The 12118-nt window shown below is 68.6% G+C and carries 12 protein-coding genes, 2 tRNA genes and 1 other RNA gene; 8 read left to right on the top strand and 7 right to left on the bottom strand.

Annotated features, from left to right (window positions below):
• The first annotated feature begins 102 nt into the window (after positions 1-102).
• On the top strand, positions 103-606 hold the full coding sequence (locus tag OIM94_RS06095) for a DUF2306 domain-containing protein (protein ID WP_264609195.1): 504 nt from the start codon (positions 103-105) through the stop codon (positions 604-606).
• On the opposite strand, the gene OIM94_RS06090 is transcribed toward OIM94_RS06095, so the two are convergent.
• A complete protein-coding gene (locus OIM94_RS06090; protein ID WP_264609194.1) occupies positions 599-2071 on the bottom strand; it encodes an FGGY family carbohydrate kinase in 1473 nt (490 codons plus the stop codon). The two genes, OIM94_RS06095 and OIM94_RS06090, sit on opposite strands and share 8 nt — an antisense overlap.
• Before the next feature lie 172 nt (positions 2072-2243).
• Between OIM94_RS06090 and OIM94_RS06085 the strand changes: the two genes are divergently transcribed.
• The 4 genes from OIM94_RS06085 (at position 2244) to OIM94_RS06070 (ending at position 5436) form a co-directional block, all read left to right on the top strand.
• Positions 2244-3422 (top strand): AI-2E family transporter, encoded by a 1179-nt coding sequence (locus OIM94_RS06085; RefSeq protein ID WP_264609843.1) that lies wholly within the window; start codon positions 2244-2246, stop codon positions 3420-3422.
• A gap of 46 nt (positions 3423-3468) precedes the next feature.
• Positions 3469-3545: transfer RNA gene (locus OIM94_RS06080), tRNA-Asp, on the top strand.
• Between the two features lie 69 nt (positions 3546-3614).
• Positions 3615-3691: transfer RNA gene (locus OIM94_RS06075), tRNA-Asp, on the top strand.
• A gap of 86 nt (positions 3692-3777) precedes the next feature.
• A complete protein-coding gene (locus OIM94_RS06070) occupies positions 3778-5436 on the top strand; it encodes a M28 family metallopeptidase (RefSeq protein ID WP_264609193.1) in 1659 nt (552 codons plus the stop codon).
• Between the two features lie 63 nt (positions 5437-5499).
• On the opposite strand, the gene OIM94_RS06065 is transcribed toward OIM94_RS06070, so the two are convergent.
• The 6 genes from OIM94_RS06065 to OIM94_RS06040 all read right to left on the bottom strand — a co-directional run bounded on the left by OIM94_RS06065 (position 5500) and on the right by OIM94_RS06040 (position 7285).
• Complete coding sequence (locus OIM94_RS06065; protein ID WP_264609192.1) at positions 5500-5778, bottom strand: hypothetical protein; 279 nt, start codon at positions 5776-5778, stop codon at positions 5500-5502.
• A gap of 26 nt (positions 5779-5804) precedes the next feature.
• Positions 5805-6014 (bottom strand): DUF2842 domain-containing protein, encoded by a 210-nt coding sequence (locus tag OIM94_RS06060; RefSeq protein WP_264609191.1) that lies wholly within the window; start codon positions 6012-6014, stop codon positions 5805-5807.
• Positions 6011-6565, bottom strand: a complete 555-nt coding sequence (locus tag OIM94_RS06055; RefSeq protein ID WP_264609190.1) for a 5-formyltetrahydrofolate cyclo-ligase — start codon at positions 6563-6565, stop codon at positions 6011-6013. The genes OIM94_RS06060 and OIM94_RS06055 overlap by 4 nt, the downstream gene beginning before the upstream one ends.
• Before the next feature lie 21 nt (positions 6566-6586).
• Positions 6587-6746: non-coding RNA, 6S RNA (ssrS, locus tag OIM94_RS06050), on the bottom strand.
• 12 nt (positions 6747-6758) lie between these two features.
• Positions 6759-7085: a cell division protein ZapA gene (locus OIM94_RS06045; RefSeq protein ID WP_264609189.1), complete on the bottom strand. Its 327-nt coding sequence runs from the start codon at positions 7083-7085 to the stop codon at positions 6759-6761.
• The gene (locus OIM94_RS06040) at positions 7085-7285 is read right to left on the bottom strand and encodes a hypothetical protein (protein WP_264609188.1); all 201 of its coding nucleotides are present in this window, start codon (positions 7283-7285) and stop codon (positions 7085-7087) included. The genes OIM94_RS06045 and OIM94_RS06040 overlap by 1 nt, the downstream gene beginning before the upstream one ends.
• A 221-nt stretch (positions 7286-7506) precedes the next feature.
• Here OIM94_RS06040 and tkt point away from each other — a divergent pair, with 221 nt between their 5' ends.
• The 3 genes from tkt (at position 7507) to OIM94_RS06025 (ending at position 12002) form a co-directional block, all read left to right on the top strand.
• Complete coding sequence (gene tkt / locus OIM94_RS06035; protein ID WP_264609842.1) at positions 7507-9426, top strand: transketolase; 1920 nt, start codon at positions 7507-7509, stop codon at positions 9424-9426.
• On the top strand, positions 9423-10427 hold the full coding sequence (gene gap, locus OIM94_RS06030; RefSeq protein WP_264609187.1) for a type I glyceraldehyde-3-phosphate dehydrogenase: 1005 nt from the start codon (positions 9423-9425) through the stop codon (positions 10425-10427). Before tkt ends, gap begins: the two co-directional genes overlap by 4 nt.
• Before the next feature lie 384 nt (positions 10428-10811).
• Positions 10812-12002, top strand: a complete 1191-nt coding sequence (locus tag OIM94_RS06025) for a phosphoglycerate kinase (protein WP_264609186.1) — start codon at positions 10812-10814, stop codon at positions 12000-12002.
• Positions 12003-12118 lie beyond the last annotated feature (116 nt).

Raw genomic sequence — 12118 nt, 5'->3', positions numbered from 1 at the left:
CGCGTCGCCGAGGGCGCCGTTCGCGAAGGGGGCGCGCCCGTTCTCGCAACGCCGCTCGCCTGCCGCGGGCGGTGCGGCAGAAAGGGCGGGAAGGAGCAACTGATGAACGATCTTGGACATTCCGGCTTGATGATCCCCACACGCGACCGGCTGATCCTCACCCTGGGCGTGATCGCCGGCGGCGCCATCCTGCTGGCGCTGGTGCACGGCCTTGCAAGCGGAGCCGTCGCCCGGTCAAGCATCCACAATCTCTGGCTGAGCGTGCACCTGATCGCGGTGCTGCCGGCGCTGCCGCTGGGCGCCTATGTGCTGGTGCGCCGCAAGGGGGATGCGCTGCACCGGGCGCTCGGCAAGCTCTGGGCGGTGCTGATGCTGGTGGCGGCCCTTTCCAGCTTCGGGCTGCGCGGCCTGACCGGCAGCCTCAGCCCGATCCATCTGCTGTCGCTCCTGGTGCTGGTGATGATCCCGCGCGGCGTGCTGCTGGCGCGCGCCCATCGCATCGAGGCACATCGGCGGGTGATGTCGCTCACCTATCTGGGCCTTGCCGTTGCGGGGCTGTTCACGCTGCTGCCCGGCAGGCTGCTCGGCACCTGGCTGTTCAGCTGAGCCCGGGGGCGAGCACCCGGCCGATCGCATCGTGCCATCCGGCGAGCCGGGCGGCGCGCGCGCCCGGTTCGATCTGCGGCTCGAAGGTGCGGATCGTGCCGCGCATCATCACCGCATCGTCCAGACTGTCGAACATGCCGCAGCCCACGCCCGCCAGCATCGCCGCGCCCAGCGCGGTCGTCTCGGCGAAATCGGGGCGGTCGACGGGCAGGGCGAGCATGTCGGCCAGGTCCTGCGCGATCCAGTCGTTGGTCACCATGCCGCCGTCGACGCGCAGCCGGGCCCATTGCGCGCCATCGGCGGCGAAGGCGGTTTCGAGGTCGTGGCTCTGGTGCGCCATGGCCTCCAGCGCGGCGCGAACGATATGCGCGCGGTGCGCCGCGAAGCTGAGCCCCGAGATCGTCGCGCGTGCCTCCGGCTGCCACCAGGGCGCGCCGAGACCGGTGAGCGCGGGTACGCAATAGACGCCGCCATTGTCGGGCACCGAGCGGGCGATCGCCTCGGTCTCGGCGGCGGTGGCGATCAGCCCCAGCGAATCGCGCAGCCACTGCACCAGGCTGCCGGCGACGAACACCGATCCTTCCAGCGCATAGGTCCGCCGCCCGCCGAGCTGCCACAGCACGGTCGAGAGCAAGCGGTGGCGGGAGCGCGGCTGCAGCGTGCCCGCGTTGGTCAGCACGAAGGCGCCGGTGCCATAGGTCGCCTTGGTATCGCCGGGGGTGAGGCAGGCCTGGCCGATCGTGGCCGCCTGCTGGTCGCCGGCAAGGCCGCAGATCGGGATCGTGCCGCCAAAGGCGCGGGTCACGCCGAAACGGCCCGCGCAGTCGACGATCTCCGGCAGCGCGGCGCGGGGGGCGCCGAACTGGTCTACCAGCCCGTCGCTCCAGCCGCCGCTGCCCAGCCCCATCAGCAGCGTGCGCGACGCATTGGTCGCATCCGTTATGTGCAGCCCGCCGGTGAGCTTCCACACCAGCCAGCTTTCGATCGTGCCGATCGCCAGACGGTCCCCCGCGGCCTTCAGCTGCGGCCAGGTCTCCATTGCCCAGGCGATCTTGGTGCCCGAGAAATAGGGATCGAGCAGCAGCCCGGTACGGGCCTGGATGCCGGGCTCCTCGCCCGCCTCGCGCAGCGCCTGGCAGAGCGGGGCGGTGCGGCGGTCCTGCCAGCTGATCGCGGGGGCCAGCGGCTGGCCGCTCGTCTTGTCCCAGAACACCACCGTCTCGCGCTGGTTGGTGATGCCGACCGCCGCGATTCGCTGCGGCTCGCCGGCCAGCGTGACCATCGCCGCGGCGCACGCATGGCTGTGCCGCCAGATCTCGTCGGCATCATGCTCGACCAGACCGGGGCCCGGATAATGCTGCGTCAGTTCTGCAGATTTGCTCGCAATACATTGTCCCGATGGCGCGAAGAGCATCGCCCGAGTCGAGGTGGTGCCCTCGTCGATCACCAGAAGCAATTCGGCCATGCAAATGAGGCTAGCTGGCAATAGATGGTGCCGCAATTGCGCCGTGCTAGGGCCCTGCATTGCCGCGACACGGCCGCGTCTCTACACTGTACCAGAAAGGGAATTTCGCGTGGACCAGCGTACAGGCAGATTTGGCGAGACGGATGGCGGGGCGGGCATGCTCCCCGATGCGATGATGGCGGCCGACCTGCCCGAGGAACTGGAGGGGGAGGGGGCGGCCCCGGCGCTCCGCCGCGACCGGCTGATGGCCGCGCTGGTGCTGATCGCCGGCATGGGGCTGGTGCTGGCGCTGCCCTTCGCGCTGCAGGCCGGCGCGCGCTTCTTCCTGCCGCTTACCGCGTCGCTGGTGATCGCGATCGCGCTGGTGCCGATGCTCGAATGGCTGGAGCGGCACCGGATGCCCGCGCCGATCGCCGCGTTTCTGTGCGTGCTGCTGTTCCTCAGCGCGGCGAACATCGCGCTCGCCTCGATCGTGGTGCCGGCCTGGCAGTGGATCCGCCGGCTGCCCGAGAGCATCCCCAAGATCCAGCACAATCTCGAGCCGTTGATCCGCTTCTATTCGAATCTCGAGCGGTTCGTGAACAAGACGCTGAACAACTTCGCCTCGGCCCCCGTGCGCCAGCCGGTGGTGCAGGCCGCGCAGCCGCCGACGTCGCTGCTCGACCTGTTCACCACCTCGGCGCCGTCGGCGCTGATCGAGATGTTCTTCGCGATTCTCGTCATCTACTTCTTCCTCGCCGGCTGGACCCGTCTGCGCCGCCGCGCGATCACCAGCCGCTCGAGCTTCGGCGGCGCGATGGCCACCGCGCGGGTGATCCAGGACGTGGTGGACGATACCTCGGCCTATCTGGGCACGATCACGCTGATCAACTTCACCCTCGGCCTGATCGTTGCGGGCGCCTTGTGGCTGATGGGCATGCCGACGCCGCTGATGTGGGGCGGCCTCGTCGCGCTGCTCAACTATATTCCCTATATCGGCCCGGTGATCGCGGCGCTGCTGCTCGCGGTGGGTGGCCTCATGTCCTATGCCGATATCGGCACCGCGATGGTGCCGCCGGCGATCATGATCGCGGCGCATCTGGTCGAGGCGAACGTGGTGACGCCGCTGATCGTCGGGCATCGCCTGACCATCAACCCGATCATGATCCTCATTTCGCTGAGCTTCTGGGGCTGGGTGTGGGGCACCACCGGTGCGCTGCTGGCGGTGCCGCTGCTGATCATCATCCAGACCGTGCTCAACGCCGCCGGCAAGCCCGATATCGCCGGTTTCCTGTTCGAGCAGGGCACGCTGGTGCGCGATCCGGCGGACAATCGTGCACGTCGTCGCGCGAACCTCGATCAATCCGGTTGACAGCCCCAAAACACGCGGCTAGGTGCCGCCTCCTCGCTTGGCTCAAGCGGGTGTAGCTCAGTTGGTTAGAGCGCCGGCCTGTCACGCCGGAGGTCGCGGGTTCGAGCCCCGTCACTCGCGCCACTCGCCTTGCGGGACTCCAGATGGAATCCGGCGGCGATTGCCGTTCAAGATTTCCTCGCTTGGTTTCAAGCGGGTGTAGCTCAGTTGGTTAGAGCGCCGGCCTGTCACGCCGGAGGTCGCGGGTTCGAGCCCCGTCACTCGCGCCATGCGGCGCATCTCCCCCGAAAAGGAAGGACATGCGCGCTGGCCGGTCCCTTTGCAGGCCCCGTGGTTTCTGCGCTAAGCCGCCGCGATGATCCGCACCTCTGCCCGCGCGCTCGCGCTGCTCCTCGCCACCACCGCCATTCCTGCCTCGGCCCAGATCGCCGCCGATCCTGCGCGAATCGAACAGACCGTCCGCACGCTCGCGTCCGATTCGTTCGAAGGCCGCGCGCCCGGCACCCGCGGCGAGGATCGCACGCTCGGCTACCTCGTGGCGCGATTCGAGGCGCTGGGGCTGCAGCCGGCGGGCCCGGACGGGGGGTGGCTGCAGAAGGTGCCGCTGCTCCACACGCGCCTCGGCACGCCCGCCACGCTTCGATTCGACGGCCCCAGGGGCGCGATGCCGGTCGAGCAGGCCAAGGACCTCTACGTCTCGACGATTCGCCCCGACGCTGCCGCACGAATCACGAACGCGCCGGTGGTGTTCGTCGGCTACGGCGTCACCGCGCCCGAGCGGCAATGGGACGACTTCAAGGGCGTCGACCTGAAGGGCAAGGTCGCGGTGTTCCTGGTCAATGATCCCGATTTCTCGGCGGAAAAGGGCGAGCCCGTCGCCGGCACGTTCGGCGGGCGGACGATGACCTATTATGGCCGCTGGACCTACAAGTTCGAGGAGGCCGCGCGGCGCGGCGCGGTCGGCGCGCTGATCGTCCATGATACGCCGGGCGCGGGCTATGGCTGGAACGTCGTGATCAGCAGCGGCGGCGAGAATTACGACATCGTCCGCAAGTCCGACGACCTGACCAGCGTTGCGCTGCAGGGCTGGCTGGAGGGTGGGGCGGCGACGCGGCTGTTCGCCGCCGCCGGGCTCGATCTGGCCAAGCTGCGCATCGAGGCGCGCAAGGCGAGCTTCCGCCCGGTGCCGCTGGAAGGCGTCCGCTTCACCGCCGACGTGCCGGTCTCCGCCGAGCAGGTCGACAGCTACAATGTGCTCGCGAAGATCCCCGGCAGCGAGCGGCCCGACGAGACGGTGATGTTCGGGGCGCACTGGGACGCGTACGGCGCCGGCAAGCCCGACGCGAAGGGCCGCATCTACCGCGCGGGCGCCAATGACGACGCACTGGGCATCGCCGGGCTGCTCGAGATCGCGCGGAGCATCAAGGCGGGGCCTGCGCCCAAGCGCAGTGTCGTCTTCGCGGCCTGGACGGCGGAGGAGCGGGGGCTGCTCGGCTCGCTCTACTACACCCAGCACCCGGTGGTGCCGATGGCCAAGACCGTCGCCAACCTGACGCTCGACATTCTGCAGACGGCGGGGCTCGCGAGCGACGTGGTGCTGGTCGGCAAGGGCCAGAACACGCTGGAGGACGACATGGCCCGCGTCGCGGCGACACAAGGCCGCCGGGTGACCCCCGAGGGCCTGCCCGAGCGCGGCCTGTTCTACCGCGCGGACCATTTCTCCTTTGCCAAGCAGGGCGTGCCGACGCTGCTGCTGATGGGCATTGCAGGGGCCTCGGACCTGAAGCAGGGCGGCGTGGCGGCCGGGCAGGCGTGGATCGATGCCTATACCGGCCAATGCTACCATCAGGCCTGCGATGCCTGGGGGCCGGACTGGAACCTTGCCGGTGCGGTGCAGGATATCGATCTGCTCGGCACGATCGGCGCGGAACTGGCGAACGGCACGGCATGGCCGACATGGAAGGCCGGGTCCGAGTTCAAGGCGGTGCGGGAGCGGAGTGGGGCGGGGAATTAAAGCGGCGACCTATCTGCGGAGCCAATCCGAGGCTCGCGGCATGGAATGTCGGCGGTTGTGCTCTTAACGGTTATCCGCAGAGCTTGGCGTCCGCGCTATTTCGTCCGAGAGCCAGTGACGGTTCTCGTCGGTTACGAATTTCTCCAACTGCGCGACGTCAACTCTATAGCGACGGCAGAAGCCGAGGATTTCCCAAAGGTCGGTGTCGGTCGGTACGCGGCTCAGGTCGATGAAAAGGTCACGAACCACACCGCGATAACCACTGACGAATGGCATCCGGTCGAGCCAGTCGAAAAACGCACGCTCGTCGAGTTCGCTATAGTAGCGGACGTTCGTGGCCACGAACTGTATCGGAGTTTGGATCGCGCTCACCCCCGCCAGCGCCCCGTCTCCATCCAGCGCAGGAGCGGCTTAAGCGGCAGGATCCAGACGATCCCCAGCGCGAGGTAGATCAGCGTCTGCACCAGGATCGGCAGGCGCCCGATCCACCCCGAGAAGCTTGCGACCAGCACGACCCACACCAGGATCAGCCCGACGATCGCCAGCGCCCCGGCGGGTTTGCGCCAGCTGGGGTTCATGGCCCGGCGTGCCGGCGCATGCCCTGCTCGGTCACCACGGCGTGGAGCGGCACGTCCCAGATATCGGCGGGCAGGGCAGGGACCTCTTGTGCGGACCAGGCGACGCCCACCCGCCAGGCATTCTCGAAGCGGGCAAAGGCGCGGTCGTAATGCCCCGCGCCCTGGCCGAGCCGGTTGAGGCGGGGATCGAAGCCGATCAGCGGCGTCAGGATCACGTCCGGGGCGACTTCGGGGCTCGATTCGTCCGGCTGACGCAGGCCGAAGGGGCCGGCGACCAGCGGCGCGCCCATCTCCCAGGCGAGAAAGCGGATCGGCGCCGCGCGGTCGATCACATGCGGCAGCGCCAAGGTGCAGCCGCGCTCGGCGGCGGCGGCGGCGAGCTGGGTCGGGTCGGCCTCGCTACCGACGGGGCAATAGGTGGCGACGATCAGCCCGGGCGTGAGGCGCTCGACAAAGGCTTCGGGCGCGCGGATCGCGGTGCTCGATTGCGCCGCGAACAGGTCGCGCGCGGCCCGGAGCCGGGCGCGGAGGGCGGGCTTCTCGCTCAGCATCGTGGCATGGACATGGGTGTGACGGGAACCACCATGGGCCGTTGGCCTGAATATCCACCGACGCACAGAACGTCAGGTGGGAACCATGTGTTGCAGACCAGGATCTGCACAGGGACAGCTCCCATGGATGAAGATTATAGCCTCAGGGATAATTGCTAAGGCTCGCACCGGGCAGTTCCCGCCACGGCTCTATTTAGGACGTCGCGACGCTTTCCTCAAGGGCCGACGCGACGGCTTCCAGCCGATCGGCGATCCGCGCGAGCAATGCCTCGGGCACGGCAGGTTCCGGCGCGGGGGAAGGCGCGGGCGCGGGGGCCTTTTCGGCCTCGTCCAGCGCATCGGCGAGGATCAGCGCGAGGTAGAGCAGGGTGCGTTCACCCGCCTGGCCGCCGGCCGCCCGCAATGCCGCCTCGGCATGGCCGGCGATCTTCGCCTCCAGCGCGCGCAGGTGCGGCGTGTCGTCCTCGCGCGCCGAAACGGTGTAGCTGCGCCCGGCAACCTGCAGCGTGATGTCCGCCATCAGCCCTGGCCCTCCTCGTCCGCATCCATGTCCATCGCCTCGTCCGCGTCGGCGGACGGTGCGCTCTCGGCTTCCTGCGCGATCAGCATGTCGAGGTCGGCGATCGCGGATTCGATTCGCGCGCGCAACGCCCCGTTGCGGCGGTCCAGCCGGGACCGGGCCTCGGCGCCAGCCGCCGCGGCACGTTCGATACGCTCCAAAGCCCGCGCGATACGGTCTACTACTTGGTCGGACATTAGGACGCCGGATAGCATGGTTCGCCGGGGCCACAAGACCGACAAGATATAATGCATCGCAAGAACGGGCGCGGCCGATGGTTGACGTAGGCCCCCGGCGCTTCCAAAGGCGTGCGCGACCAGACGGGGAATATCACGTGACAGCATCCTTCGCCGATTGCGCCAACGCCATCCGCGCGCTTTCCATGGACGCGGTGGAAGCCGCCAATTCGGGTCATCCCGGCATGCCGATGGGCATGGCCGACGTCGCGACCGTCCTCTTCCAGAACTATCTGAAGTTCGACCCGGCCGATCCCACTTGGCCCGATCGCGACCGCTTCGTGCTCTCGGCCGGCCACGGCTCGATGCTGCTCTACTCGCTGCTGCACCTGACGGGCTATGCCCGCCCGACGCTCGACGACATCAAGAACTTCCGCCAGATCGGCAGCCCCTGCGCCGGCCACCCGGAGAATTTCGAGCTCGCCGGCGTCGAGTGCACCACCGGCCCGCTCGGCCAGGGCCTCGCCATGGCGGTGGGCATGGCGATCGCGGAGCGCCATCTGAACGCGACCTTCGGCGACGATCTCGTCGATCACCGCACCTGGGTGATCGCCGGTGACGGCTGCCTGATGGAAGGCATCAACCACGAAGCGATCGGCATCGCCGGGCACCTCAAGCTCAACCGCCTGATCGTGCTGTGGGACGACAACAATATCACGATCGACGGCCCGGTCTCGCTGTCGTCGGTCGAGGACATCCCCGCCCGCTACCGCGCGACCGGCTGGAACGTCCTCGAATGCGACGGCCATGATGCGGCGGACATCACCCGCGCGCTCGACGAGGCGATCGCCAGCGACAAGCCGGTGCTGGTCAAGTGCCGCACCGTGATCGGCAAGGGCGCGCCGAACAAGCAGGGCACCTCGAAGGTCCATGGCTCGCCGCTGGGCAAGGACGAGGTCGCCGCCGCCCGCGCCGCGCTTGGCTGGAACCATCCGGCGTTCGAGATCCCCGGCGAGATCCGCGACGCCTGGCTTGCCGCCGGCGCCCGCGGCACCGCGCCGCACGCTGCGTGGAAGGAGCGCCTGGCCGCACATCCGGACCGCCTCGGCTGGGAGCGCCGCGGCGATGTGCAGCCGAACCTGCTTCAGCCGCACGTCCAGAGCCTGCTCGCCAATCCGCAGAAGGTCGCGACCCGCAAGGCGTCCGAGCTGGCGCTCGAGGCGGTCAACGCGATCCTCGACGAGACGATCGGCGGCTCGGCCGATCTCACCGGCTCGAACAACACGCTGACCAAGGGGCTGCAGCGGCTCGACGCCGAGAATTATGGCGGCCGCTACCTCAACTACGGCATCCGCGAATTCGGCATGGCCGCCGCGATGAACGGCATGGCGCTGCACGGGGGCGTGATCCCCTATGGCGGCACCTTCCTCGTCTTCGCCGACTATGCCCGCGCCGCGATCCGCCTCTCGGCGCTCCAGCGTGCCCGCGTCGTCTATGTGATGACGCATGATTCGATCGGTCTCGGCGAGGATGGCCCCACGCACCAGCCGATCGAGCATCTGATGAGCCTGCGCGTGATCCCGAACCTGGACGTGTGGCGCCCGTGCGACGTCGTCGAGACGGCGGAGGCCTGGGAAGCCGCGCTCGCCAAGACCGACGGCCCCGCGCTGATCGCGCTCAGCCGCCAGAACCTGCCGCAGCTGCGCACCGAGGCCGCCGAGAACCGCTCGGCCCGCGGCGCCTATGCGCTGCTGGAGGCGGAAGCGCCGCGCAAGGTGGTGCTGCTTGCCACCGGCTCGGAAGTGGAAGTCGCGGTCGCGGTGCGCGAGGCGCTGGAAGCCCAGGGCATCGGCGCCGACGTCGTCTCGGTCCCCTGTTTCGAGCGCTTCGATGCGCAGGACGCCGGCTACAAGCGCGACATCCTGCCGGCGGATGCGCTCAAGGTCTCGATCGAGGCCGGCACCACCTTCGGGTGGGAGCGCTACACGGGCACGGACGGGCTGCGCTTCGGCGTGGATGGCTTCGGCGCATCGGGCCCCTATCTACGTCTCTACGAACATTTCGGTCTCACTGCGGACGCCATCGTCCCGCAGATCATTGCCAAGCTGAACGGAGAACAGGCATGACGAAGGTTGCGATCAACGGTTTCGGACGGATCGGCCGTCTGGTGGCGCGTGCGATCCTCGAGCGCCCGGAAAGCGGCCTTGAGCTGGTCACGATCAACGACCTGTCGGACGCCAAGTCGAACGCCTGGCTGTTCGCGCGCGACAGCATCCACGGCAAGTATCCGGGCACGGTCGAGGCCGAGGGCAACGACATCGTCGTCGACGGCAAGCGCATCAAGGTCACCGCCGAGCGCGATCCGGCCAACCTGCCGCACGCCGAGAACGGCGTCGACATCGTGCTCGAGTGCACCGGCTTCTTCACCAAGCGCGAAGACGCCCAGAAGCACATCGACGCCGGCGCCAAGAAGGTGCTGATCTCGGCACCGGGCAAGAATGTCGACCTCACCGTCGTCTACGGCGTGAACCACGACAAGCTGACCGCCGAGCACACCATCGTCTCGAACGCGTCGTGCACCACCAACTGCCTGGCGCCGGTCGCCAAGGTCCTCAACGACGCGATCGGCATCGAGCGCGGCCTGATGACCACGGTCCACGCCTATACCAACGACCAGAAGATCCTCGACCAGATCCACCCGGACCTGCGTCGTGCGCGCGCTGCCGCGATGTCGATCATCCCGACCACGACGGGCGCCGCCCGCGCGGTGGGCGAGGTGCTGCCCGAGCTCAAGGGCAAGCTCGACGGTTCGGCCGTCCGCGTGCCGGTGCCGGACGGCAGCCTCGTCGACCTGACCTTCCAGCCGAAGCGCGACACCTCGGTCGAGGAAGTCAACGCGGTGCTGAAGGCGGCGTCGGAGAGCGGCCCGCTCAAGGGCGTGCTGGTCTACACCGCCGATCCGATCGTCTCGGCCGACATCGTGCACACGCCCGCCTCGTCGACCGTCGACAGCCTGGAGACCGCGGTGATCGACGGCAAGCTGGTCCGCGTGGTCAGCTGGTACGATAACGAGTGGGGCTTCTCCAACCGCATGGTCGACACCGCGACCGTGATGGCGGGCCTCTGACGCGATAGCGTCACCCCGGCGAAAGCCGGGGTCTCTGCCACGCGCTGTTCGCGCGTCGTGGAATAGGTAGAAATTCCCCTCCCGCTTGCGGGAGGGGCTAGGGGAGGGGAGGACGATTGCACGGGCTGCAGCGCCTCCCATCTTCGAAAGCGGCCATCGTGTCGCTGAGCACCTCCTCTTCTGTCATCCCGGCGAACGCCGGGATCCATTCGCCACTCCGGCGAGGCAGGAGCCAAGACGCCCAGGCCAATGGGTCCCGGCTTCCGCCGGGATGACGCTGGTGGGGCGGGGGCGGCACGGCGGCCAACGGCACAAGCGCAGGGTGCGAGCGCTCCGCCATCCGGATGCTGCTCGCGAGGCAATTCATTACGCGAGGGGTTCAGCATGGCGCGCAGTTTCAAGACGCTCGACGACATGGGCGATATCACCGGCAAGCGGGTGCTGGTCCGCGAGGACCTCAACGTGCCGATGGCCGACGGCAAGGTGAGCGACGATACGCGCCTGCGCGCCGCGATCCAGACCGTCGCCGAACTTTCCGACAAGGGCGCCAAGGTGCTCGTCCTCGCGCATTTCGGTCGCCCCAAGGGTAACCCCAGTGCCGAGCTTTCGCTGGCCCAGGTGGTGAAGCCCTTCGAGCAGGTGCTCGGCCGCCCGGTCCGCTATATCGACTGGGAAGGCGACGCCGCCTCGGTCGCGACGCTGAACGATGGCGACATCGCGCTCCTGGAAAACACCCGCTTCTTCGGCGGCGAAGAGAAGAACGATCCTGCGGTGGTCGATCGCTTCGCGTCGCTCGGCGACCTCTATGTCAACGACGCCTTCTCGGCCGCGCACCGCGCGCATGCCTCGACCGAAGGTCTCGCCCACAGGCTGCCCGCCTTTGCCGGCCGCCAGATGGAAGCCGAACTCGACGCGCTCGACAAGGCGCTCGGCAACCCCGAGCACCCGGTTGCGGCGGTGGTCGGTGGCGCCAAGGTGTCGACCAAGCTCGACGTGCTCAAGCACCTCGTGGCGCGCGTCGATCACCTGATCATCGGCGGCGGCATGGCCAATACCTTCCTCGCCGCGCGCGGCGTCGATGTCGGCAAGAGCCTGTGCGAGCATGACCTGACCGGCACCGCCGAGGAAATCCTCGACGCGGCCGATGCCGCCGGCTGCACCGTCCATCTGCCCTACGACGTGGTGGTGGCGACGGAATTCCGCGCCAATCCGCCGGTGCGCACCGTCAACGTCCACGAAGTCGCCGCCGACGAGATGATCCTCGATGTCGGCCCCGCCGCCACCGAGGCGCTCGCCGACGTGCTCAAGACCTGCAAGACCTTGGTGTGGAACGGCCCGCTCGGCGCGTTCGAGATCCCGCCCTTCGATGCGGCGACCGTCTCGCTCGCGCGCACTGCGGCCGCGCTCACCAAGGAAGGCCAGCTGGTCTCGGTCGCCGGCGGCGGCGACACGGTGGCCGCGCTCAACCAGGCCGGCGTGGGCAGCGAGTTCAGCTTCGTTTCGACCGCCGGCGGCGCCTTCCTCGAATGGATGGAAGGCAAGGAACTCCCCGGCGTCGCCGCGCTCGCGCGCTGATCCGCCGCTGCAGCAACGGGAAGGGCGGGGACGCAGGCGCGGGCCCGCCCTTTTTGCTGTCTGCCGTCTTGCGGCGAGGCCGCGGCAGTGATTCGATTGGTGCGATCGGCGATCGC

Origin of the sequence: Sphingomonas sp. R1 (assembly GCF_025960285.1) — a bacterium.
Classification (GTDB): Bacteria; Pseudomonadota; Alphaproteobacteria; order Sphingomonadales; family Sphingomonadaceae; genus Sphingomonas.
Note: the sequence above shows the minus strand (reverse complement) of the source record. Positions and strands in the feature narration are given on the sequence as shown.

What these genes read in the sequence shown, in the direction of transcription:
- OIM94_RS06095 (WP_264609195.1), top strand. Translation starts at nt 103, where the DNA reads ATGAACGATCTTGGACATTCCGGCTTGATGATCCCCACACGCGACCGG.
- OIM94_RS06090 (WP_264609194.1), bottom strand. Translation starts at nt 2,071, where the DNA reads ATGGCCGAATTGCTTCTGGTGATCGACGAGGGCACCACCTCGACTCGG.
- OIM94_RS06085 (WP_264609843.1), top strand. Translation starts at nt 2,244, where the DNA reads ATGATGGCGGCCGACCTGCCCGAGGAACTGGAGGGGGAGGGGGCGGCC.
- OIM94_RS06070 (WP_264609193.1), top strand. Translation starts at nt 3,778, where the DNA reads ATGATCCGCACCTCTGCCCGCGCGCTCGCGCTGCTCCTCGCCACCACC.
- OIM94_RS06060 (WP_264609191.1), bottom strand. Translation starts at nt 6,014, where the DNA reads ATGAACCCCAGCTGGCGCAAACCCGCCGGGGCGCTGGCGATCGTCGGG.
- OIM94_RS06055 (WP_264609190.1), bottom strand. Translation starts at nt 6,565, where the DNA reads ATGCTGAGCGAGAAGCCCGCCCTCCGCGCCCGGCTCCGGGCCGCGCGC.
- OIM94_RS06045 (WP_264609189.1), bottom strand. Translation starts at nt 7,085, where the DNA reads ATGGCGGACATCACGCTGCAGGTTGCCGGGCGCAGCTACACCGTTTCG.
- tkt (WP_264609842.1), top strand. Translation starts at nt 7,507, where the DNA reads ATGGACGCGGTGGAAGCCGCCAATTCGGGTCATCCCGGCATGCCGATG.
- gap (WP_264609187.1), top strand. Translation starts at nt 9,423, where the DNA reads ATGACGAAGGTTGCGATCAACGGTTTCGGACGGATCGGCCGTCTGGTG.
- OIM94_RS06025 (WP_264609186.1), top strand. Translation starts at nt 10,812, where the DNA reads ATGGCGCGCAGTTTCAAGACGCTCGACGACATGGGCGATATCACCGGC.